General features: G+C 43.3%; 18 protein-coding genes and 1 pseudogene. 8 read left to right on the top strand and 11 right to left on the bottom strand.

Annotation, left to right across the window (positions count from 1 at the left end):
- The first annotated feature begins 217 nt into the window (after nucleotides 1-217).
- The gene (locus BLS65_RS12250; RefSeq protein WP_092439416.1) at nucleotides 218-1,081 is read left to right on the top strand and encodes a universal stress protein; all 864 of its coding nucleotides are present in this window, start codon (nucleotides 218-220) and stop codon (nucleotides 1,079-1,081) included.
- Here BLS65_RS12250 and BLS65_RS18325 read toward each other — a convergent pair whose 3' ends face one another.
- The 4 genes from BLS65_RS18325 to BLS65_RS12230 all read right to left on the bottom strand — a co-directional run bounded on the left by BLS65_RS18325 (nucleotide 1,082) and on the right by BLS65_RS12230 (nucleotide 4,753).
- Complete coding sequence (locus tag BLS65_RS18325) at nucleotides 1,082-1,771, bottom strand: septal ring lytic transglycosylase RlpA family protein (RefSeq protein WP_170830111.1); 690 nt, start codon at nucleotides 1,769-1,771, stop codon at nucleotides 1,082-1,084.
- 180 nt (nucleotides 1,772-1,951) lie between these two features.
- On the bottom strand, nucleotides 1,952-2,596 hold the full coding sequence (locus BLS65_RS12240; protein ID WP_092439414.1) for a porin family protein: 645 nt from the start codon (nucleotides 2,594-2,596) through the stop codon (nucleotides 1,952-1,954).
- A 104-nt stretch (nucleotides 2,597-2,700) separates the two neighbouring features.
- Nucleotides 2,701-3,012, bottom strand: a complete 312-nt coding sequence (locus tag BLS65_RS12235; RefSeq protein ID WP_092439411.1) for a thiamine-binding protein — start codon at nucleotides 3,010-3,012, stop codon at nucleotides 2,701-2,703.
- Nucleotides 3,013-3,022: 10 nt separating this feature from the next.
- Complete coding sequence (locus tag BLS65_RS12230) at nucleotides 3,023-4,753, bottom strand: Ig-like domain-containing domain (protein WP_125869858.1); 1,731 nt, start codon at nucleotides 4,751-4,753, stop codon at nucleotides 3,023-3,025.
- 123 nt (nucleotides 4,754-4,876) lie between these two features.
- Between BLS65_RS12230 and BLS65_RS12225 the strand changes: the two genes are divergently transcribed.
- The 3 genes from BLS65_RS12225 to lgt all read left to right on the top strand — a co-directional run bounded on the left by BLS65_RS12225 (nucleotide 4,877) and on the right by lgt (nucleotide 7,388).
- On the top strand, nucleotides 4,877-5,476 hold the full coding sequence (locus BLS65_RS12225; RefSeq protein ID WP_092439424.1) for a riboflavin synthase: 600 nt from the start codon (nucleotides 4,877-4,879) through the stop codon (nucleotides 5,474-5,476).
- Nucleotides 5,477-5,540: 64 nt separating this feature from the next.
- Complete coding sequence (locus BLS65_RS12220) at nucleotides 5,541-6,584, top strand: sensor histidine kinase (RefSeq protein WP_092439407.1); 1,044 nt, start codon at nucleotides 5,541-5,543, stop codon at nucleotides 6,582-6,584.
- A gap of 15 nt (nucleotides 6,585-6,599) precedes the next feature.
- Complete coding sequence (gene lgt / locus BLS65_RS12215) at nucleotides 6,600-7,388, top strand: prolipoprotein diacylglyceryl transferase (protein ID WP_092439405.1); 789 nt, start codon at nucleotides 6,600-6,602, stop codon at nucleotides 7,386-7,388.
- Between the two features lie 65 nt (nucleotides 7,389-7,453).
- Here lgt and BLS65_RS12210 read toward each other — a convergent pair whose 3' ends face one another.
- On the bottom strand, nucleotides 7,454-8,248 hold the full coding sequence (locus BLS65_RS12210; protein WP_092439403.1) for a TrmH family RNA methyltransferase: 795 nt from the start codon (nucleotides 8,246-8,248) through the stop codon (nucleotides 7,454-7,456).
- 94 nt (nucleotides 8,249-8,342) lie between these two features.
- On the opposite strand from BLS65_RS12210, the gene BLS65_RS12205 reads away from it, so the two are divergent.
- On the top strand, nucleotides 8,343-8,609 hold the full coding sequence (locus BLS65_RS12205; protein WP_092439401.1) for a DUF202 domain-containing protein: 267 nt from the start codon (nucleotides 8,343-8,345) through the stop codon (nucleotides 8,607-8,609).
- A gap of 57 nt (nucleotides 8,610-8,666) precedes the next feature.
- Here the strand turns inward: BLS65_RS12205 and BLS65_RS12200 are convergent, their stop codons facing one another.
- A complete protein-coding gene (locus tag BLS65_RS12200) occupies nucleotides 8,667-10,088 on the bottom strand; it encodes a DNA recombination protein RmuC (protein ID WP_092439399.1) in 1,422 nt (473 codons plus the stop codon).
- Nucleotides 10,089-10,276: 188 nt separating this feature from the next.
- The gene (locus BLS65_RS12195) at nucleotides 10,277-13,519 is read right to left on the bottom strand and encodes a hypothetical protein (RefSeq protein ID WP_139180964.1); all 3,243 of its coding nucleotides are present in this window, start codon (nucleotides 13,517-13,519) and stop codon (nucleotides 10,277-10,279) included.
- A 488-nt stretch (nucleotides 13,520-14,007) separates the two neighbouring features.
- Between BLS65_RS12195 and BLS65_RS12190 the strand changes: the two genes are divergently transcribed.
- Together BLS65_RS12190 and BLS65_RS12185 are read left to right on the top strand one after the other, a co-directional pair.
- Entirely contained in the window at nucleotides 14,008-14,976 is a 969-nt protein-coding gene (locus BLS65_RS12190) for an ROK family protein (protein WP_092439395.1), read from the top strand.
- Nucleotides 14,977-14,997: 21 nt separating this feature from the next.
- Nucleotides 14,998-15,426, top strand: coding sequence for a pyridoxamine 5'-phosphate oxidase family protein (locus BLS65_RS12185; RefSeq protein ID WP_092439393.1), 429 nt, complete (start codon nucleotides 14,998-15,000; stop codon nucleotides 15,424-15,426).
- A 2-nt stretch (nucleotides 15,427-15,428) separates the two neighbouring features.
- Here BLS65_RS12185 and BLS65_RS12180 read toward each other — a convergent pair whose 3' ends face one another.
- The 3 genes from BLS65_RS12180 to BLS65_RS12170 are packed head-to-tail and all read right to left on the bottom strand — an operon-like array spanning nucleotide 15,429 to nucleotide 19,051.
- Nucleotides 15,429-15,980 (bottom strand): sugar transferase, encoded by a 552-nt coding sequence (locus BLS65_RS12180; RefSeq protein WP_092439390.1) that lies wholly within the window; start codon nucleotides 15,978-15,980, stop codon nucleotides 15,429-15,431.
- Nucleotides 15,981-17,594 carry a hypothetical protein gene (locus tag BLS65_RS12175; protein ID WP_092439388.1) on the bottom strand — a complete coding sequence of 538 codons (1,614 nt, stop codon included), beginning with the start codon at nucleotides 17,592-17,594 and terminating at the stop codon, nucleotides 15,981-15,983.
- Nucleotides 17,594-19,051: a sugar transferase gene (locus BLS65_RS12170; RefSeq protein ID WP_170830109.1), complete on the bottom strand. Its 1,458-nt coding sequence runs from the start codon at nucleotides 19,049-19,051 to the stop codon at nucleotides 17,594-17,596. The genes BLS65_RS12175 and BLS65_RS12170 overlap by 1 nt, the downstream gene beginning before the upstream one ends.
- A gap of 393 nt (nucleotides 19,052-19,444) precedes the next feature.
- On the opposite strand from BLS65_RS12170, the gene cysS reads away from it, so the two are divergent.
- A complete protein-coding gene (gene cysS, locus BLS65_RS12165; RefSeq protein WP_092439383.1) occupies nucleotides 19,445-20,917 on the top strand; it encodes a cysteine--tRNA ligase in 1,473 nt (490 codons plus the stop codon).
- Nucleotides 20,918-21,037: 120 nt separating this feature from the next.
- Here the strand turns inward: cysS and BLS65_RS12160 are convergent.
- Nucleotides 21,038-22,495 (bottom strand): annotated as a pseudogene (locus tag BLS65_RS12160) (oleate hydratase); the annotation flags it as partial.
- Nucleotides 22,496-22,850: the final 355 nt, after the last annotated feature.

Here is a 22,850-nt window from a genome sequence, read left to right as displayed (position 1 = left end):
GCGTATAGACAGCTTTCGCTTTACCGTATAAATATAACTTTTTATTGAAACAACAGCCATAGGAATGGATGGCTGATTCAACTATCACATGAAATAACTATTCTTGGATGACTCCTTGGTAATAGATTTCACCAATAAGCACAACCAATATGAAAAATACTTAACTTGTGATTGTTTTTCTTGTGTGTCTTTTCACTGATTTGTTAAAACTTAGGATATGAAGCATATAATTGTCCCTATCGATTTTTCTAAGGATTCTTTGAATGGTCTGAAGATGGCGGTATTTCTTTCTAAGAAAATGGATTGTCACATTCAAATGGTTTTTGTTCAGGACAAAGTTCAAGACCATGCACGCTTCAGCCTTGTGGAAGAGAAGAATGATGCAACGTTAAAGTTCGAAAAATTGGTGTTGGAGTACACTCCCAAGATTGGCAAGGGCAGCCGACTAAACTATATCATCAAGAAAGGAAAGATTTACAAGAAGATTGTTGAGCAGGCCGAGGCGTTTGAAGACTCGATGTTGGTTTGCTCTACGCACGGTGCCTCAGGTTTTGAAGCACTCTTTATTGGAAGCAACGCATTCAGAATAGTTACGGCCACCGATAGGCCTGTTATTACGATTAGACATGGGCGCTTCCACAAGCAATTAAAAAAGATAATTCTCCCTATTGATATAACTGCCGATTCGAGACAAAAGGTTCCGTTAACCGCCGAGCTGGCTCAACTCTTTGATGCCGAAGTTCACGTTGTTGGAGTTACCTCCTGGGGCGCCGAGGATATTGAGGCAAAGGTAAAAGCCTATACAAATCAGGTTTATGAGTTCTTGGATGCCAATAATATTAAGGTAGTGAAGGAATACCTCCATGGCGATAATATTACCGACGTAATTCTTGATTACGCTCAAAAAGTGAATGCAGACCTAATCAGCATTATGAGTGAACAATCAGTTAGTATAAGTAATTTTGTTCTTGGCAGCTACGCACAACAGATGCTCAATAAATCAAAGATACCGGTTCTGATTGTACATCCTAAAGAGGTTTTTGTAATGGGGAGTTTCCGAACCCAAGGCTCGGCCTATTAACTATGGTTGTAGCGGAGCAATAAATGCTTCAGGATAATCTTTTTTTACCAGAATGAGGAGCGCTTTTGCGCTCTCCTCTGTTTTTTCGGGCCCTATCAGTATCCGGTAAATCGGTTTTTCTCCATGGGTGGATATATCCATTAATGTGGGTCTGTTGTAGGTTTTCTTGATGATTTCAACAAGCCGAATAAGGTTGGCCATCTCGCTAAAACTACCTATTTGAACTGCCCACCCCTCGGCTTTTGCCGTTCTCATCTCCAGTTGAATTAGTTCCTTGGATGGCCCTTCATCCTTGACTTCTTCCGTGGAATCGCTACGTTCGTTAAATGATAAGTGAATGCTCTCAATCCTTACATTGGCCGTTCCAGAGACAAGCATCCCCAACTTTTTGGCTGCGGCATACGATACATCGATAATTCGCTTTTTGGAAGAGGGCCCTCTGTCGTTTATTTTTACAACTACGCTCTTGCCATTATCGAGGTTGGTAACCTTAACTTTGGTACCAAATGCAAGGGTAGGATGGGCTCCTGTGAGTTTATGCTTGGAGTATTGTTCACCGCTGGAGGTGCGCCTTCCATGAAATTCGTGTCCGTAGTAAGAGGCAATTCCCTCCTGAACAAAGGTTTCCTGACCACAACCACTTCCAATGCCTATCCACAAAATGGCGCAAAGAGTTATAAACATTTTCATGGCAGTTGGAATTTTGAGTATCACTAAAGATAGTGTCTATAACTGGGAAAACAATTTATCCACCATCTGGGGCGTGCATTACGCTCATCTTCAGGTTTAAATCCGCTGATGGCTGTGCTGTTCTCATGGCTCTTTGTACCCAAGATGCTTTTCTTGGGTCGAAGTATTCCGTTGGAAGGGCTACTTGAAACGATACATTAGTCCGACAAACATTCCTAGCCCCGTCTCCTTCGATGCGGAAGGTACACCTTCAACGGCCGGATTATAAAGGTGTGCAAAGCCCATATAATACCGAACTTCGGCTTGTAGCGCAATGGATCCAAAATGTACATTCAATCCTGGTCCACCGGTTAGCCCATACTGAAAGCGACGGTCGTATCCCTTTAAAAACTTGGTATCGGTTGATGTGGTTATGCCATCCCGGGTTAACTCCTCGGTCTGCTTAAGCACATAGCCAAAGTAAGGGCCTGCGTTTAGGAACAAGGAAACAGCGCGGTAGGTAAGGTGTAGTTGAGCCATTAACGGAACTTCAACCATTTGTTGGGTAAGTTTATAGTCAGCAGTATCCCCTTGAAGATATTTGTATCCACGTTCGGCGAGCGCTACTTCAGCTTGAATACCCCATTGAATACCCCAAAACTTTTCCCCCCAATTTGTAACGACTAAGCCGTAATTGTTTGCATTGCCCACACTCGACGACTTCCTGTCGGGCTTAAAACTGCGGTTGGTGGTTAAGAAGCCACCCCGAACACCAAGTTCCATTTGGGCGGAAGCCATTGATATTGATGCTGCGAGAAGAACAATAAAAAGGAAGTATCGCTTCATTAGATTATATTATTAAGGCCAAAGAATGATGGAACGCACATACTGTGTAAAAATTAATTCATACCCGTTTGATTTTGATAAGTATATGGGTTTAATCGTTCGTTTTATTTTGTTACCAAACCAATTTTTGATTCTACCGATTGAATTTTTTGCTCCATTCGGCTTCCTGTTTCGTGCTTAATATCCATGGTCAGCGATAGGTAAATACGCTCCGAATGGGGCTTGAGAATCTGGTAAGATTCATTTACAATTTGCAAAGCCTCCTCCATTGTATTGGTCTCTACAATTGTACTCATCGGGGTTAACTTGTAGCTAAAACCGCTGCTTCTCACATTTTCCACTACTTTGCTCACATACTCCGAAACGCTTATTCCTTTATCGGTTGGGAATATGGCAAAACTCACCATTACTGACATTGTTCTGTGATTAGTTATTAAGAATTTTCTTTAAATCGAGCGGGATTTCGTTTTCCCAGTTCTTTTTTACGACAAAAATCTCTTTTTCGTCTGTCGATCGATAGTATTTCACCATTTCAGGCTGAATGCCCTTTATTAAATCCCCACCGTCCCAATGCTGGTTATCGTTTTCGTCGAATAGAATCTTGAGTTTATAGCTTCCTTCCGGAATGTAATCGAGGATTACATTTGCGTCGCTTTTTAGTGACAACTCACTAAACAAGATTCCTTTATCAGAAATAAATTGTAGAATCACTGGCGATTCTATTCCCGTGGCTTTTAGAATTATCGTTCCAAAGTTCTCTTTTAGGGCAACATTTATAGTTCCAATAATGGTATCGTTCTCTATTCCCGATGCCGAAACGAAGGCTCCAGGCAGAATCGTATAAAAGTATTTGGTGTTTTCTTTCCAATCAACATTTAACCTCAATGATCTTGGGAGTGTAGTGTTTTCGATGGTAAACGCTTGCGCTAAAGAATCTTTTTCAGTTTTTGCCGAGAGAGTGATTCTGGAAGGATCGGTAGTTGTAGGTGGATTTGGAAAAGTAAGATCGACCCCTATCGTAGGAACGACCCCCAACTCAACGCCAATGAAGGTGGGGTTAAACCCTGGTAGCCGTTTAGGTTCCTTGTTCTTATCCTTTTGTTCTTTATGGCTTTCGAAGGCAAGTTCAAGTCCTTTTGTTTTATATTCCAGTACCCGTTTTTCCCCAGTATAAAGATAGGTTAGTAGGGCCTTGAGCGTATCGCTCTTAATTAAGTTCGCGTTTGTAATCCAGAACAGAACGGTGTCGTTATTTCTGGAGTGTTCAATAACAAAGGGATCTTTTTCCATTGTCGAAAATACCAATTTGGGCAGTTCCGGATTTTTTTTGCTAAAGACGAGTTTCACTAAATCGGACTTTGGGCGCGTTGCATCCAGTAGCGTTAGGTTGATTGGGTCTTCCGTGAACATGCGAAGTATGGGCAACTTCCCATCGGATGTCGATTTGGTAACAGAATCGACGGGTTGCTTAGCCCTAGCCGAAATCGGTGTGCTTATGTAACCTACCTGCTCGGCATTCTGGTCGTAGCGGAGATTGTCGTTCTTATCGCTAACAGCCACCAATTTATATTCTCCAGCCGGAACATTAGGCACACGGAAATAGCCGTTTTTGTCGGCATAGGTATAGTAGTTCGGATTAGCAATATAAGGTAATGAATCAATTTTATCCTTGTAGATGAATACCTTAACGCCCTCGGGGACTTTAAGGGTATGGGCATCGAATAAGAAACCATCCACGGCAAGTGTATCGAGTTTGCTTCCCGTTGAAAACACCAACTGAAGGTTTTGTATGGGGTTACCCTCATTGTTGTCAACTACGGAATTTCCAAATCCAACGGTGTATGTTGTTTTTGCATCAAGTTGATCCTCCAGTTTAATTACAACCGATTTACCCTTTGGCATAGGGAAAGCCTTTGTCTTAAGCGGTGGTGAGATAAAGAACTGTTTTGCTGGATCTTTCAGTACAACATATTCGTCGAAGGTTAACTTTATCTCTTTATCGGTAAAGCCAGTTTGGTACATTTGGGGTGTGCTTGAGATTAGCACGGGAGGAATGGAGTCCTTATCACCTCCGCTAATGGTGCCAATACTTGCGCAGCGTGGCATCGAAAAAAGAATGGCACATGATGCCAAAACTATAAGTGGGAACTTTCTCAAGGTAATCTGCTTTTGTAAAAAGACAAAGTTAAAAAGTTTGGAGTAAACAGCACAGTTACGAGTAACTTAAAGTTTGAGAAACTAAAATGTGCTAACTTTATGGCCAAAATAAAACAAATAACTATGTTCTCAGGAATTGTAGAAGAAGCCGCCCCGGTTATAAAGCTGGAGCACGACAAGGATAACCTCCATATAACGATGGAGTGCTCGTTTACCAACAACCTTAAAATTGATCAAAGTATTGCGCACAATGGGGTGTGCCTTACTGTGGTGAAAAAGGAAAAAACTCAATATACCGTAACCGCCATTAAGGAGACCCTGCTGAAGACTAATCTTGGGTTGCTTTCTATTGGAGACAAGGTGAACCTTGAGCGAAGTATGAAAATCGATAGTCTTCTGGATGGTCACTTAGTGCAAGGCCATGTAGATCAAACTGCGGTGTGTGCCTTGGTTGAAGAGGTGAATGGCAGCTGGTATTACACTTTTGAGTATGACCCAACACTCGAGGGAAATATTACGGTGGAGAAGGGTTCCATTACAGTAAATGGTGTAAGCCTTACTGTTGTTAACTCGCAGGATAAAAGTTTCCAAGTGGCAATTATTCCCTACACTTATGAGCATACCAATTTTCATCAGTTTGTGGTGGGTAGTGTGGTTAACCTCGAGTTTGATATTGTGGGGAAATACATTACCAAGCTAATGAAACAATACATGGGAAAGTAAGGTTATGTGAAATGAAGTGTTAATACAACGCCATTTCTACAACCGATTAAGCTATCAAATAAAGATGAAAAGTACTACTCCGAAGGAAATAGCAACCCTTATTGCTCTGTTTACGTCAATTGTAACCGGCTTGATATTGGTCGTTACGTTTGATTTCGACAGGAAAAACTTTTATCTGACGGTAATCCTTTCCTGCCTAGCATTGTTTCTTCTTACCTATATCTTTTGTCTCTTCTTCCTTAGTCGCTTTATTTTCGAAAAGATCAAACCGATTTATCGTACCATTCACAGCTTAAATGTTTCGGACGAAAAGATTAAGGAAAATATCGAATACGGAAATATTGTAGAGGTGGTGAGTCGTGAAGTAGATACTTGGGTTAAGGGAAAGACGTTAGAGATTTCGCATCTGAAAGATTTGGAGAAATACCGAAAGGAATTTCTAGGAAACGTATCGCATGAGCTCAAAACCCCTATCTTTAACATTCAAGGGTACGTGCTTACGCTGCTCGATGGTGCACTCGAAGATCCAAAGATTAACCGAAAGTATCTTGAGCGAACCGAGAAGAGCATAAACCGCCTTATCTCCATTGTTGAAGATTTAGAAGAAATTTCGATGTTAGAGGCTGGGGTGCTTAAGCTTGCCAAGGAACGGTTTAATCTAGTATTTTTGGTTGAAGAGGTATTTGAGGCGCAAGAGATACGAGCACGGGACAAAAAGATCAAGTTACGATTTGACACGAGTTACGACAAACCCATTTGGGTTAAAGCGGATAAGCAAAAAATCTACCAAGTAATTACTAACTTGGTGGTGAATTCCATAAATTATGGAAAGGAGAGCGGGAAAACCACCATCACTTTCATCGATTTAATGGATCGTGTTTTGGTTGAGGTTAGCGACAATGGAATGGGAATACCAACCAAGGAAATTCCCCGTGTTTTCGAACGGTTTTACCGGGTGGACAAAAGTCGTTCGCGCGACCAAGGAGGCACAGGCTTGGGATTGGCAATAGTAAAGCATATTATTGAGGCACACGAGCAGAGCATAAATGTAAGAAGTTCGGTAAACGAGGGTACAACCTTTGGTTTTACCTTAAAGAGAGTTGTTTAACAAAAAAGACTACCAATGCTTGGATTCATCAACTGGGATGTAAATCCCGTAATTTTTGAAATAGGTCCCTTGGCTATTCGCTATTATGGACTTTTATTCGCATTTGCATTTTATGCAGCATATCTCATCTTCCTGCGAATTTTTAAACAGGAAAAAATATCGCTAGAGGTGCTAGACTCTCTTACTTTTTACATGATCATTGGCGTGGTTGTGGGGGCACGACTGGGGCATATCCTTTTTTATGAACCAGCTTACTATTTCTCCCATCCCTTGGAGATATTAAAAGTATGGCATGGCGGATTGGCCAGTCATGGTGCATCCATTGGTATTCTTATTGCACTTTACATGTTTTCGCGGAAGCACAAGCGCTCATACTTATGGGTGCTCGATCGCATTGCCATTGTGGTTCCGCTCAGCGGAGCCTTTATTCGTCTTGGAAACCTCATGAATTCAGAAATTTACGGTGGCGTAACCGAAATGCCTTGGGGCTTTATTTTTGTTCGAGATGGCGGAACGGTTCCAATGCACCCCACCCAACTTTATGAAGCCATTTGCTACCTTGCCATTTTTGGGTTGCTCTGGTGGATGTATAACACAGGACGCAAAATCAATGTTCCCGGCTACTTTATTGGATTAATGGTTACCCTCTTGTTTACATCACGTTTTCTTGTTGAATTTGTTAAAAACGTGCAGGTAGACTTTGAATCAACCATGTATTTGAATATGGGCCAGCTGCTTAGTATTCCATTTATTGTTGGTGGTCTTTTAACCATGTGGTGGTCTGTGAAGCATGCTAAGGCATAATATGTAGTAAGATAGTATAAAAAAGCCGCTCATTCGTGGGCGGCTTTTCTATTTAATAAAATACGCTATCTGAAATCGCGTTGCCTCATAGCCTCATAAATAAGAATGGCGGCAGAGTTGGAAACGTTCATGGAGTCGATTTTCCCACCCATTGGAATTTTAATTTTGGCAGTAGCTGCTGTTTTCCACTTTTCGGAAACACCCCAAGCCTCCGAGCCCATTACAATGGCCGAGGCAGTGGTGTAGTCAACTTGGTGGTAGTAGTGTGTAGCAGCAAGGTCGGTGGTGAATATGGAAAAACTATTTTGTGTTAGCCATGCTATGGCCTCATCCGATGTGCATACCGCTATTTGGTTGGTAAACAAGCAACCAACACCCGAGCGGATGGCATTTGGGTTGTAGATATCGGTCTTTGCGTCACAAATTAGCACAGCGTCTACTTGGGCTGCATCGCAAGTTCGAAGAATAGCACCTAGGTTTCCGGGTTTTTCTAGCGATTCCAACACAAGAATCAGTGGGTTATCCTTGAGCGATAGTTCGGTTATGCTAAGCATCTTTTGTTCAACAACGGCAATCAAGCCGCCATCATTAGCGCGGTATGCCATTTTGTTGAACACATCCACAGTAACCTCAATTTGCTCACAGCCATTAAGGTTTACAGGGTAATCTGTTTCAGGTTTATATATTTCAGGGCAAACAAATATCTTTTCAAAAACGTATCTGCTTTGCTGTGCCAAGCTTATTTCGCGCGTGCCTTCTATCACAAAGCAATTTTGCTCCTTACGGTCACGAGTTTTTTCGGTAAGTGCAACCACCCGCTTTACTTCGGGATTCTGAAGGCTGGTGATTTTCTTTTCCATGAAGCAAAGGTAGAAAGAAATTGAGTTTATTAAATTATTGATATCTCAAAATAATTATTGTGCTTACTTTGCTTTTGGATAACAACTTGAAATAATGGAAACAGAAAAACCCATCTTAACTCTAAACGATAAACTTGCTCTTGATAGAACTAACTTGGCCAACGAGCGCACATTCTTGGCATATTTCCGTTCGGCAGTTGTGTTTTTAAGCTCCGGTGTTGTTATACTCAAAATGTCAATTTTTGAGGATATTACATCTCTAGGAATCGTTCTACTGACATTAAGCCCGCTGGTATTGGGTTATGGACTGTTTCGGTTTGTCAAGATTCGGAGAAGAATTGCTACATACTATCAGAAATAGAAAGAGGTCAACCTTTGTGGGAATGACCTCTTGCTGATTGGATGCTATTTTAAATGTCTATCCCTCTATTTCATCTTCGTCAACTACGCCGGGTAGTATTGCGCTGGCTTGTGTTATTGGTAGTTCCTGTACATTTCTAAGCTTGCGTTCTATGGCGCGAGTTCGGGTGCCCACCAGCTGGTCGATATCTTCGTTTGCCTTAGTTATTTTCTCCTGCGCCTTTTTAAGCACATCGCCAAAGCGAGAGAATTCAGTTTTAACTGCACCTAGAATTTGCCACACCTCGCTGCTGCGCTTTTCAATGGCAAGAGTTCTGAACCCCATCTGCAAGCTGTTGAGGATAGCCGCTAAGGTTGTGGGGCCGGTAATTACCACGCGGTATTCACGTTGCAGCACCTCCATTAGCGAAGTGTTGCGGATAACCTCGGCGTATAGCCCTTCGATGGGAAGGAACATCACGGCAAAGTCGGTGGTGTAAGGCGGATCGAGGTATTTGTCGCGAATATCTTTTGCGTTATTCTTGATGGAGCGCTCCAGCTCCTTTATGGCTGTGGCAACGGCCTCGGCCGATCCGCTATCGTAGGCGTTTTGTAGCTGGTTGTACACATCGAGCGGAAACTTGGAGTCGATTGGCATGTATACCTCCTTGCCTCCAACGTCCTTTCCAGGTAGTTTTACGGCAAATTCCACCACATCGCGGCTGCCATTTTTGGTGGCTACGTTTCGGTCGAACTGCTCGGGAGCCATTATCTGTTCCAGAATGTTGCCCAGCTGAATTTCGCCAAGAATGCCGCGCGTCTTTACGTTTGAGAGCACCCGCTTAAGATCGCCTACACCGGTGGCAAGTGTCTGCATTTCGCCAAGGCCTTTGTGCACTTGTTCCAACCTATCGCTCACCTGCTTAAACGATTCACCCAATCGCTTTTCGAGCGTGGTTTGCAGCTTCTCGTCTACGGTGGCGCGCATCTCCTCCAGTTTTTTGGCGTTCTCGTCCTGCATTACCTTGAGGCGAACTTCCACTGTTTCGCGCACTTTCTCCAGACGAAGTTCTGTCGTGGTGTTTAGCTCGGTTTGCTTCCCAACCAGCTCATTAAACTTTTGGCGTTGCAGCTCGTTAAACTCTTTCACGCTCTGGGCAAAGCGCTCCTCAAACGACTTAAGGCTGGTGGTGAGTCCTTCACGGGTATCGTTACCCATTAGGCGCAGCTGCTCGCGGAAGGCGGTGAAACTCTCCTCTGTTTTTTTCTCGAAGTTACGCAGGGCAAGGCTCTGTTCCTCACGCGTCTCACGAGAGGTGCGCTGCTGTTCCTCTCGGCTGCGGGCAAACTCTTCGCGCAATATTTGTTCAAAGCGGGTTTGCTCATAGAGTATGGCATCCAGCTGTGCAGTATCTGTGGGACTCTTCTGCCGGCTAAGTATAAGCAACTGCACCGCAAGAACGGCAGCAACCAGCACGGCTATAGCAATTTCTAATATCATTATAGGTTTGTTTTTTGAAAGGCTAAGGTATGGAATTTGGGCAGTAAGTGAAACACCACAACTATCTATTGCTAAAGTTATAGTTTAATGAAGCACCTATCGCAAGCGGGTAGAGTATCAAAGAATCAACGAATTCAGTAATGAAGTGCGCTGCCCCGAGGGGCAGCGAATTGCTTAAAGAGATTAAACTATAGCCTCCTATTATTCAACACGCCCTTATCCTTCAGCATTTGGTAGTTGGAGCGTAGGCGGATAAACCAAAATATGCGCTCTTCTTGGTAGTAATCGTTGGTGCTTGGAATTAATCGCTTAAACGAGTTGTAGAAGTAGAACGCCACTGAACGCGAGCGGTTGCCGTTGTCTTCCTTGGTAAAGTAGTAGAGCGGGAATAGGCTCTTCTCCTCCTTGCCCTGTAGCTTCACGTTGGAGTAGAGCAGGTGCATAAACCGGAAGCTGCGGTCGCCGTTGGGGTAGCGGTCCCATGTAACCACTTTCCATAGCACACCATTCGATTTTTTCACGCCCATTTGGTTTTTAAAGGTGTAGAGTTCCCATAGAATGCGGTAAGTTTCGCGGGTGGTATCGATACTGTGGTAGTAAAAAGGCTGAATGGTAAAGTAGCTGGAGGCTGCGCTCTTCTTGCTCCAAACAATGGGTGCAATTCGGAAGTAGCGGTAGTTTGGTGCTTTGTCGTGCTCAATAATTGGCCATAAAATGCTTAAATCACTAGATGTTGGTGTGCTTTGGTGCCTGATTGCAACCAAAAGAATATCGAATCTTTTTGTTTTGGCGGTATCGCTGTAGGAGGAGTAGAGAGGAAATAGCATTTGGCGGTGTGTAGCCTTGGTGTTGATGTTCCAGAATAGAGGTGTAACCATAAGGTGGCGGTTGCCATTTCGGCGTGTCCCCTGCGAGTAAAGTGGTGCCAAGGTAAACGATCTATTTCTTGGATTATTGAAACTCCAAATTAACGGGAAAACTATGTTGGTAGTGTGGTTGGGTTTCCGGAACGACCAAACCAAGGGGAACAGCACGTCGTATTTTTTCGTGTGCAGGCTGTCGCCACTGCTGCCACTCCACCAAACGGGAAATAGTGTGGTATTGTGCCCCTTGAGATTTTTGAAGTGCCAATAAAGCGGACTGATGGCATAGTAGCTACTTTGGGTGTCGTTGTTTTTTCCTACGGAGAAAATCGGAGCCATGGTGAGTGAGCGATACTCTGGAGTTGTGAAGTTCCATACAAACGGGAACACCACGCGATGGTTGCGCCAGCCGTCGTTCAATGACCAGTAAACAGGGAAAATAGTGTTGGTGGTTTTGTTTCCATTTTCGCTGTGCCACACCAGTGGAAATAGCGTGGTGGTGAATCCGTTTGGCTTCTGAAAATACCAGAAAAGGGGCGTAACCACCAAGTGCTTATAATCGCCATTAGTATCGTTGCCCTTCGAGAACAGCGGCAAAACTGTAAGCGAACGGTAATTTGGATTTCGGAAGCTCCAAACTATCGGAAACGCTACGTGATTGTTCCGTAGGCTATCCTTCTTTCCATAGTAAAGTGGAATAAGCAATCGGGTATAGCTGGCGTTGCCTCCTTGGCCACTGTTGCGGCTCCACCATATAGGAAAAAGAATACTGCTGCTGCGCTGTGGCTTGGCAAAATGCCAGAAAAGAGGTGTTACAGCAGTGTAGCTTTTAAGCCCATCTGTTGTTTGCGAGTGAGTATACAGCGGAAAAATGGAGAACGATTGTCGAGTTTGGTTCTGAAACCTCCATAGTAGTGGAAAAACACCGTAGTGGTTTCGTCCAGCATCGCGGTAGTTCCAGTAAAGAAATGCTACGCGGCTAGTGCTACTATCGCCAGAGGCTGTGGCTTTATCTTTTTGATACCAAAGCGGAAACAGCAGCTGACCCTCGCCTTGCTCGGTGGTAAAGCGCCAGTAGAATGGCGTTGCGGCCAAGTATGAGCGCTTTCCATCGGATGATTTGCCTTTCGAGTAAAATGGTGCAAAGGTAAACGTGCGGTAATCGGGGTTGTTGAAGCGCCACACCAGCGGGAATAAGATGTTTCCACCGTATGTCTGTCGTTGCCATGCCCAGTAAAGCGGAAAAACTACGCTAGTTGTTTTTGCCTCTTCGCCTTCTCCAACCTTGCGGTGCCACCATATGGGTAGCAGCGTGTTTGAACTTCGCCCTGGCGATTTGAAGTGCCAGAATAGCGGCGTTACTATTGCGTGGCTTGATGCACCGTTGGGAGTTTTACCAACTGAGAAAAACGGTGCAAACGTAAATGTGTGGTAATTTTTACTGTTGAAGTTATATATAAACGGAAGTACTATTTGGTATTGGCTTTCGCTATTGGCCTCGCTCCAGTATAAGGGAAACAGCACCAGCGACGAGCTTTCTTCGGTGCGGCTTTTCCACTTGTGGCTCCAAACAAAGGGGAAGAGGGTGGTGCTTTCGCTCACATCGCTCTTGAATTGCCAGAACAGCGGACTAAGCATTAGGTGTCGACGCACACCATTGGCGCTGCAACCAGTAGATATTAGCGGTGCAATGGTAAGTGACTTGTATCGAGAATTATTTAAGCTCCATACCAGTGGGAAAATAATATGGTTTGATGTTGATTGGTCTTTGGATGAAAAGTAAATAGGGAATAGCAGCCGCTGCTTTTCTAGATTATCGCCAACGCGAACGGTTCGGTTCCACCAAATGGGAAAAAGTAGGTTGCTACTTTGGTTGAGCGAGCTAAAATGCCAAAATAGCGGCGTAGCGGCAAAGTATTGCTTTTGCTTGTTGGCATATTTTCCGTAAGAAAACAGTGGCAAAAGAGTTGTGGATTCTTTTGTTGGATTACTGTATTGCCAGTATGCTGGAAATCCAATGAGGTATAAGTGCTTGGTAATCATGTTGTTTTTATACCACACAAAGAAGAGTAGGTTGTTCTGAATTACCAGCCCATCCTTGGACTTTGCGAATTCCAGCACGTTAACTCGGGGTGCAATCTCCAGCAGAGTAAAGGTTTTTATCTGCTTTCGCTTATTGTTCGATTTGTGAATTAGCGATGGATAGTAAACAGATATAAACCGTTTGGTTTCCTCTTTTGCGCTGCTATCGCTCCAGTAAACGGGTAGTATGCGGAGGCTTTTCTCTCCCCGCTTAAAGTTTTGGTGACTTTGGTATATGGGAAAAATCACCTGTCTATCCGACTCAATATCACTCTTTGTGCGCTTAAATATCGGCCAAAGGTTTATGTTTCGGTCGCGGGTAATCCCAAAATCAAACTTCATTTTGGTGTTCACGGAGTCGGGTTGCGAAAATCCTGCTACAGGAATAGTCAGGCCAAAGAGAAGCCAAACAGCCACTTGTGCTGCACGAAAAAGTCTTTTTCTTCCGTTAGTTTGATGCTGCTTTTCCATATTCAAATAGCGCAAGAGGGTGTTCTTTTTAAAAAATAAAGGTAAGGTTATTGTCAACTTCATCCTATTGTCAATATTCTTTTTGGAATAGGGATATCTGCTGTTTATGGCAAAAAGCCCTTTAGTCTACCCGATAATTCAATATATAATTGCAGTTTGAGTGCACCTAAATCATTTTTGCCTTAAATTGACTTATGCTATATGCCTGAGAAACGGATAGAATAAACTGAGTCCAACCGATTGCGAACTATCTTTTCGGCTATAATTTTTACCAAGGAATAGCATTGTAGAAAAATTAAATGCTAATTTGAGTTCGAAATAATAGTAGATACATATAGTTACGATTAAAAAAGTGTGAATATAGGTGTGTATTACACCATAGCCTAGGCAACCGATAAGTCTCAGAAGTTTTTATTAGTTGATTTTGGATAATTACTTTCCCAGTTTTTTTTCAAACTCAAGGTTTATCGGTATTTTCGCACGTTTGTAGTAAACGATTAGCTATGAAGGAAATTACTTTAGGAATTGACATAGGAGGAACTAATACGGTATTTGGGGCGGTGGATCTCGAGGGTAAGTGCTACTTTGAGGGTAGAATACGGACCCAGGATTTCAAATCGTTCACCGAGTTTGTTGCAGAGTTGCGCTTCGCTATTGACAAGCACATAGGAACTCTCGATTTTTCCCACCAAATTCTAGGGATAGGAGTGGGTGCTCCCAATGGAAATTTTTATACTGGATCGCTGGATCTTGCACCTAACCTTCCATGGAAGGGAAAGGTTGAGGTTGCAAAGGAGTTCAAAGCCCAGTTCGATCTACCGGTTTGGGTTACTAACGATGCCAAAGCAGCAGCAATCGGCGAAATGATGTATGGAGCGGCTAAGGGAATGCGTGACTTTTTGGTGATAACCTTAGGCACTGGCCTTGGAAGTGGGTTTGTCGTTAATGGAAACCTTATATACGGTCACGATGGGTTTGCCGGCGAGTTTGGGCATGTTATTGTTAGCCACGATGGCCGGGAATGTGGTTGCGGTAGGCATGGATGCCTGGAAACGTATGCTTCGGCTACGGGCATTAAGCGCACAGTATACAAGCAGTTGGCGGATAGTTTAAAACCCAGCTCGTTGCGATCTGTTAGTTTCGACTTGCTTTCGGCTGATATGATTTCAAAGGCTGCTGAGGCCGGTGATGAAGTTGCTATTCAGGCGTTTGAGTATACAGGACAAATTTTGGGTAGTAAGCTGGCCGATGTTGTTCACATCTTTAGCCCTGAAGCTATAATCCTCTTTGGTGGTCTTGCTAAGGCAGGGGAACTTATTCTTGCACCCGTAAAGCATCATATGGAGTTGAACCTATTGCCAATATTTAGAAATAAGGTAAAAGTTTTACCATCAGGAATTCATGGTTCCAATGCAGCAGTGCTTGGAGCTGCAGCCCTCGCTTGGAAAGAGCTAGGGTTTTCGGTTAAATAGTTTTAGAAACGAAACAAACCAATGGCCGTTCTCGATCCTAGGGTAGTTGAATTTATCCATGAGCATTACGTATTAACCCTGGCCACCTCCTTTGAAGAGGAGCCTTACTGTACTTCTTGCTTTTTCTCCTTTTTGGACGAAGAAAACAGTTTTGTAGTACTCTCCGATAAAGATACTCGGCACATTCGCGATGCCTCTCACAATATTTTTGTGGCAGGAACCATACACAACGAGGCTAGAAGTTACGATCAGGTAAGGGGGGTTCAATATCAGGGTATTCTGATTGAGCCCACAGGGGAATTATTTCAAAAGGCTCGAAAAGCCTACCTTACAAAGTTCCCCACTGCGGTTATTAGCACATCGACTCTTTGGCTTATCGATCTTACCTTTGTAAAAATGACCGATATTAAGCTGGGAAACGGGAAAAAGATCCTTTGGAAGAAGTTGTAATTCTAGGATTTGTTCTCTAAAGCAATCCAGAACTTTTTAAGTTGGAGTCCTGCCGTCTTTACAATAATTACGAGGTCGAGAACTAGGCTCCATCTTTTTATATACTCCACGTCCAACTCAAGATGCTCGTTAAATCGCAATTTTTTGGTGGTGGATATTTGCCGAAGCCCGGTAATCCCTGGCTTAGCCATAAGTCGCTCCTTCTGCCATTCCTCATACATGGCCACGTGCTCAGCTAAGTGCGGCCGAGGTCCAACTAACGAGAGTTTTCCTGCCAAAACCTGAAAGAGTTGAGGGAGTTCATCGAGGTTGGTTTTTCGTAGGAATGGCGAAAGCCTATGGGTTGGCAATTGGGTATGCGGATCGATGGTGCGAAATTTTATGATGTTAAAGTGCTTCCCGTTCTGGCCTATTCGCTCCTGCTTGTATATTGGATTACATCGAAAAAGTAGCTTTAATATCAGCCAAATGGCTAATATTAACGGTAAAAAAAGGAGGACCAAAAGGAGTCCTAATGTATAGTCTAATAAACGCTTGAGCCAGATCCACGACATTTAAAATCCATAATTCATTCCAAAGGAGATTGTGTTCTGATCGCCCTTAAAATAGGTTGGGGTATAAATTCCGGAGATGTCTGTGATGGATGATTTGCACAATTCAACAAAGATATAGGAGTCGACATAAACCTGATACATTGCGCCAAGGGTTATCTCTTCCTTTTTCCAAACCACTGTTTTCATAAATGGAATGCCTATCCTATCGGCATCATCGGAGGTGTCGGGACCTTTTCTACTCTTGGTATAACTACCCCAAAGTTTAAGTCCCCGGTATGGTCTGATTTCGACAGATGTAAATATTTCGTCGGCATTATCGGTAAGGTAGTTGCCGAGGTTGTATTTGTTGCTTTCGAAGGTGGTTGTGGGTTCGTAGTGCTTAAATACTTGAGGGTTGGTGCGCATGTATTCAGCAGTAATGGTAACATTTTTAATGGGCCAACCGGATAATCTGCCTCCTGATTTAAAGGAGATATAGTTGCTCTGGCGGTTTGGGTCGCGCATCCGCTCTAGCGAAATCTCATCAATGAAAAGGGTTGCATAGAGATGAAGGTGTTTTATTTGATGCGAAGAGATATCCATGAACATTTGTGAGTTCTGCCCAATGTCATTGGATTTTGTTCCATTGAGGGTGTGGTCCACCGATTTATAGAAGAATAGGGGCGCAAGATATGCCGGGCTAGGTGCCTGGTCGCTGTAAATAATCGAATTACCAAAAGAAAAACTAAGCCTCTTGAAAGGGGTAATAGTAATCATATTTGCGGAAATATACTTGGGGTGGAATACCTCCCTCTTTCCTCCTGGATAAACCGTTGTTTTTGTTGAATCGATTATCTCTGAAACTAACCAGCCGTGCATATAGTTGAGCTCGGCCCACTTTACTGGTTTAATCCGAAGCTTTAGAATTGGGAAGGAAGGTGTTCTTCCCGATAGAATGTTGGTTCCATTATAGGCTGTTCCTAGTGAGTAGTGATCTTTTCCTACCATCACAGAGCCCCACTTCCACGAGTAGGTAATGCCACCACGCATCTCGCTGTAATCGCCACCCTTTCCGGTAGCTTTATAGTTGGCCCCCATGCGCTGAGTCAGGTAGCTATCTTCCGAAATGCGCTCGCTTTCGTGGTTATCGCGCAGGCTACTATAAAACCCCCATCCGTTACCAATATATCCATAGGTTTCGGCACCTACCCAGCGGTGATATATATTTCCGTTACTGTTGCGGAAAAATTGTGCGCCCATCACAGGGTTAATGGTGATTGCAAATAGGGTATCCTTGTAGTAGAATGCATCAAAGCGTCGGTCGAAGTTTTTGTCGGAATGGAGTTCTTTCCCGAAATCTTTAAGGTAGAGATCGAGCATCTTTTGCTGACGGGTGGTAAGGTCATTTCGTTGCTCTTGGGCGGTTACAAGAAAGGTAGCAATTTGTTTGCGCGACCAAGGCTTTACTGCGCTATTAACATCCACCATTCCCACGGAGGCAAGTTCCTCTATAAAAAGATAAACCTCTTTGTTGCCGAGGTAAACAGGAACCTCTTGTGCTACACCATTCGACAACGAGATGGCTGCAAGAATTGCCGTAGCGAGAATTGCTTTTTTCACAATGATTAACCCCATTATTTGCTCAGTGCTCGTTTGAATACAATATTTTTAAATGCCTTAATGAAGTAACGAACGTCCGTTTTAAAAGGTGCTATGTTATAAGCCGCGAGGTACCTGCTCTCCGAATCCATAATCTCTTCCAGCGAGTTTGGCAAATCAGCGTAAAACGGGGGTACTAGTCCCGGTTTTGTTTTAATTCTGTTCTCCTGAAGTTCCTTGGTATATAGGCTATAATAATGCTTTGATAGAGGTCGTATACCTACTATCTTTAGATCGCCGCGAAGTAAATTGATAATCATCGGTAGCTCATCAATCCAGTATTTCCTCATAAACTTGCCAAGTGCGCTAACTCTGAAATCGTTCTTAAATTTACCACCTTCGTCGAGCTTGTTGGTTTCGTAGATATACTCTTGAAGGTATTCGGCATATGGGTGCATGGTGCGCATCTTGTATACCTTAATAATTTTACCCCCTTTTCCAATGCGCTTCAAACGAATGAGTGGTCCGTATGTGGGATTCGAATCAAAGGCTGGTTTACTGTTTTTGGCAACAGCAAACCAGTAGTATCCATCCATCTCGCCTTCGCTAATAACATAAAAACCGCAAGAGTACAACCGACCAAGGGTTTCCGCCTTTGATAACACTCTGTTTTGGCCCCTTGTTAAAAAAAAGTATAGTTGCTTGGTGATGGGGAATTTTGGAAAGAGTCGCTTCAGAATGAAGTCGAAAAAGAAGTAAACGTGAGAAACTCCCCACACAAATTTCTTTAGTATCCTCATTTTCCGCAGTTCCATTGTCTCTACACACCCAACAAACATTCCGTCGTGGCAAAGTTTGGCATTTACTGACTCAAAGAACTTATTTATATAGCGAATATCATTAGTCTTTTTCAGGTTAACTATTCCAGCGTATTTTTTTTCAGGAAGGTGTTCTACGTTAAAGCGGGTGGTTGTGCTCACAATCGCAGTGGTGCCCTCCTTTATATCTACATATTGAGAAATAAAATTGCAAGCCGCGGTACCCACTTCTTCCTCTATTTCATGAGAAATCTTAGTTGTTCGATGATGCTTAGCCAACTCTTTGACATTGAGTCGATCCAGGATGGCGGCATGGTCGAATCGATACTTGGAAATAAACTCTTCCTGTACGTCGACGTCCACTCCAGGAATCTCCTCTTTATGGTATACAATTTCGGCAAGTCCAAACAGAATTAACTCCGCGAGGGTGGCCAGTCCGGAAAGGGTAAACAAAACTATCCGTGAAAAACTTAGGGGTGGGAGAAGATTCTTAATGACGACAAAAAGCAAAAGGGCTAATGCGTTTGAAATTAACACAACGGTTAGCGCATTAAATACCGTTTTATGTCTTCCTATATTAAATTTACCGGTAATTATTGCAATTAACTGCCAACATAAAAAGAAGAAGAAGAGTTGAAAAAAGTAGGTTGAAAGGTAATAAAATAGTGGAGCCATCTTTATTTCTATCGCGATAACGAGGGAAATAACTAAGGCAAATATGTCTATGATGAAAGCAATTGAAAATCTTTTGAACATATTATGGCTTGTTCTGCAGTGGAACAAAGGTAGCTAACTAATTTCAGAAAAAATACCGAGAATTAGCACATGAGCCTATACGGATAGAAAGTGAATCAGTTCATAAAGTAATTATGTTTTTAAAGAAATGGAAAAGAGTCATTAAGGTTCTGTGGATTTGCTGTGATTATTAGGTTTACAGAATATGCGATCCCTTTCGTATAGTTATTTATGCAGGGTATTGAAAAACTCAAATGCCTTAGCGGCTAAATAGCGCAGCACCTATCCAAAATTTAAAGAAATCGAGCTAACTTTGTGAAAAATAATTACCTCATGGAATTTACAAAGTTTAGTATCTACAACACCCTTACCAGGAGGAAAGAGGAGTTTAAGCCAATAAATCCGGCTCACGTAGGATTGTATGTTTGCGGACCAACCGTATATGGTGATCCGCACTTGGGACATGCCCGTCCAGCCATTACATTCGATTTGCTTTTTCGTTTCTTGACGGAGATAGGATATAAAGTGCGATATGTACGCAACATTACCGATGTTGGACACCTTGAGAATGATGCCGATCAGGGGGAGGATAAAATTGAGAAGAAGGCAAGGCTAGAACAGCTGGAGCCCATGGAGGTTGTGCAGTACTACACCAATCGCTACCATCAGTTTATGGACGAGCTTAATGTGCTTTCGCCAAGCATAGAGCCCCACGCCAGTGGACATATCATCGAACAGATTGAGATGATTAAGCGCATCCATGATAATGGTTTTGCTTACACAAAGAACGGTTCGGTCTACTTTGATGTGGAAGCATATAATGCAAAATACAACTACGGAAAACTTTCGGGGCGTGTACTGGACGACATGATGGCCAACACACGCGCGCTCGACGGTCAGACCGACAAGAAAAATCCCTTCGACTTTGCGTTATGGAAGGAGGCCTCGCCCGAGCATATCATGCGCTGGCCATCGCCTTGGAGTGTTGGCTTTCCGGGATGGCATCTTGAGTGCTCGGCAATGAGCACCAAATACCTCGGCGAGACTTTTGATATTCACGGAGGTGGAATGGATCTGATGTTCCCTCACCACGAGTGCGAAATTGCTCAAAGCACCGCCTCGCAAGGGAAGGAAGCTGTGCACTATTGGATGCACAACAATATGCTCACCATTAATGGGCAAAAGATGGGCAAGTCGCTGGGGAATTTTATTACCCTCGAGGAACTTTTTCTCGGTAGTCACCCAATCCTAGAGAAGGCCTACAGTCCTATGACTATTCGTTTCTTTACCCTTCAGGCACACTATCGCAGCACGCTGGACTTCTCAAATGAGGCGTTACAAGCTGCGGAGAAAGGGCTTCAGCGGTTGCAAAAAGCATTTGATTCGATTAAGAAGATTAAGGCTTCCGACCAATCGACCTTGATCGTGGAGGATTTGCATGCGCGTTGCCTCGAAGCGATGAGCGACGACCTAAATAGTCCTATTGCTATCTCTATCCTTTTCGATTGGGTTCGAAACATCAATAACTTGCTGGATGGCAAGGAGAAACTTATAGCGGCTGACATTATTCGGCTTCAGAGTATTTTCGACCTATGGATGCTAAAGATCTTGGGTTTGAAGGGACAACTTGAGGATGGTGCCTCTACCGAACGGCTCTCGGGGCTGGTGGAGTTGCTTCTCAACTTCCGTATGGATGCCAAGAAGAATAAGGACTTTGCCCAATCGGACAAGATTCGCGACGAGTTGCTGAAGCTGGGTATTGTGGTAAAAGATAAAAAGGATGGATTCGACTGGGAGTTGGAGTAACTCTCCGGTTAAAGATGTATTGTAAAAAGAGGGCTGCAAGTTTTTGCAGCCCTTATTTATTCCCGCATTGGATTTGGGTAGGTTCATCATGGCCGACCCATCCTGTTGGTATCTCTGATATTATCCTCTGATGGACCGGGCAGCTTTGATAAGCGATGCCGGCTTGTGAATAGAATCGTAAACAGGCATTACCTCTTTATCTGTTTCAAACAATCCATACACCGCAATTTGAGCCGTTCTTACAGAATACTCGACTGTAAAAACACAATCTTTTGGTGCTTCGGCAAATTGACCTAGAAAGGCAAAATTTGTTGCACCTTGGGGTATTACATCAGGGCGGTCTCCAATTTCTCTAGGCATAAACAGGCTATCCACAAACGGCATCGCTACGGGAATACAGTTTACTTTTCCTGCATCCATTATTGGTTTCATTAGATCCTGAATCTTCAGATGGTACCACAACTCTTCTAACATCTCTTTCCCTGTACATTCGGCCATTGTTTTATCAACATAGTTCCCTTTTCTATCGGGGTAGAGCCCATAGCCCCAGAATATCTTAACATCATCAGGCTGGTTTGGGAAATGTGGTTGACGAGCAATCACAAAAGACATCAGCCAGTTGGAATCCGTCAAGGTCACCAGTCCCCCCGTTCCATCAACATTACCCGAAAAGTTTTCCATATAATCATGGAAAGTGTTGTCCTTTAAGGTTGCCGTAAACGAATACCATTTTTGAAGGTCAATATTGTCGCAGAAAGGTCCCGGTTTTCCAAACCCCGGACTCTTAACCGCAATGTTTTTCCACAACTGCCAAGAACCTGATTCTCCTATTCCTTTTAGTTTAGCTGGTTTATCCCAGGTTCCGTTATCGGTACTTTCAGTAATTGAGCCATTTGTAATAAATACGTAATCGTTTACTCCGAGTACTATTTCATTTTTATCCTTCAAATGTAAAACGGTAGCTGTTTTTTTATCTGATGACAGGTCAAAGTCAATGTCCACAACTTCTGTTTCCATTTGAAATTGCACACCTCTTTCTTCTAGATATTTCTTCATAGGAATCACCACAGAGTGGTACTGGTCGTATTTGGTTCGCATAACACCGCCTAGGCGAGGAAGTCCTTCTACAAGGTGAATAAAACGCCTCATGTACCTTCTCATTTCAGCAACACTGCTCCATTTCTGGAATGCAAACATTGTTGACCATATATTCCAAAAGTTTGTTGCGAAAAATGCTTGATCAAACCAATCTTCTATTTTTTTATTCCCCAACGATTTTTCAGACGCAAAAGTGAGCTTAAGAAACGCCACTTGCTGCTTTATATTAAGTCCATAGGAGGAAACATCGAGTTTTTTACCATCCTTTAAAAGCCTTGCTTGGCCATTGGAAACAAACCGCTTGTTAAAATCGAAGGATTCATCCCTTATCGATACCGCTGGATCGTCATAGGACGGTATGTAAGACAGCAGATCCCAATAGCAGGTGTAGTGCATTTCATGCATTCTTCCACCTCGCACAACAAAGCCGTTTTTTTCATCCCCGGCACCGTCGAGTGCGCCTCCAAAAATCTTGTCTTTCTCTAATACCTTAAATCCGCAGGTCGATTGCTAGGTTTTAAATCTTAGCGTATTTAGGTTTGCTTGGTGGATATTTTGCCATTTTTTTGGTTCGACATAGCCCTTCTTTGCGTCACTTCTTCCGTTTTTCGCTCCCCCTATGGTTTGCAACTTCCTTTTTTGGAAGCCTGCAACAATAAAAACCGTAACGAACCGTAAGTGTCAGGTATTCAATTACTAGCTATTGAGGCGCGGGCATACCTTTCCCATTGGGCACAGCAGCGTGGCCGCTTCACTCCAGCAGCAGGTGGTATTTCTTGGCCGAAAAGAGCTTTAGGATGCGCTGTCGTCCCCGCATTATCCACTTGGCCGGCAC

It is taken from the genome of Williamwhitmania taraxaci, assembly GCF_900096565.1.
In the GTDB taxonomy this organism is placed as follows: Bacteria; Bacteroidota; Bacteroidia; order Bacteroidales; family Williamwhitmaniaceae; genus Williamwhitmania; species Williamwhitmania taraxaci.
This window is presented reverse-complemented; position numbering and strand designations above follow the sequence as displayed.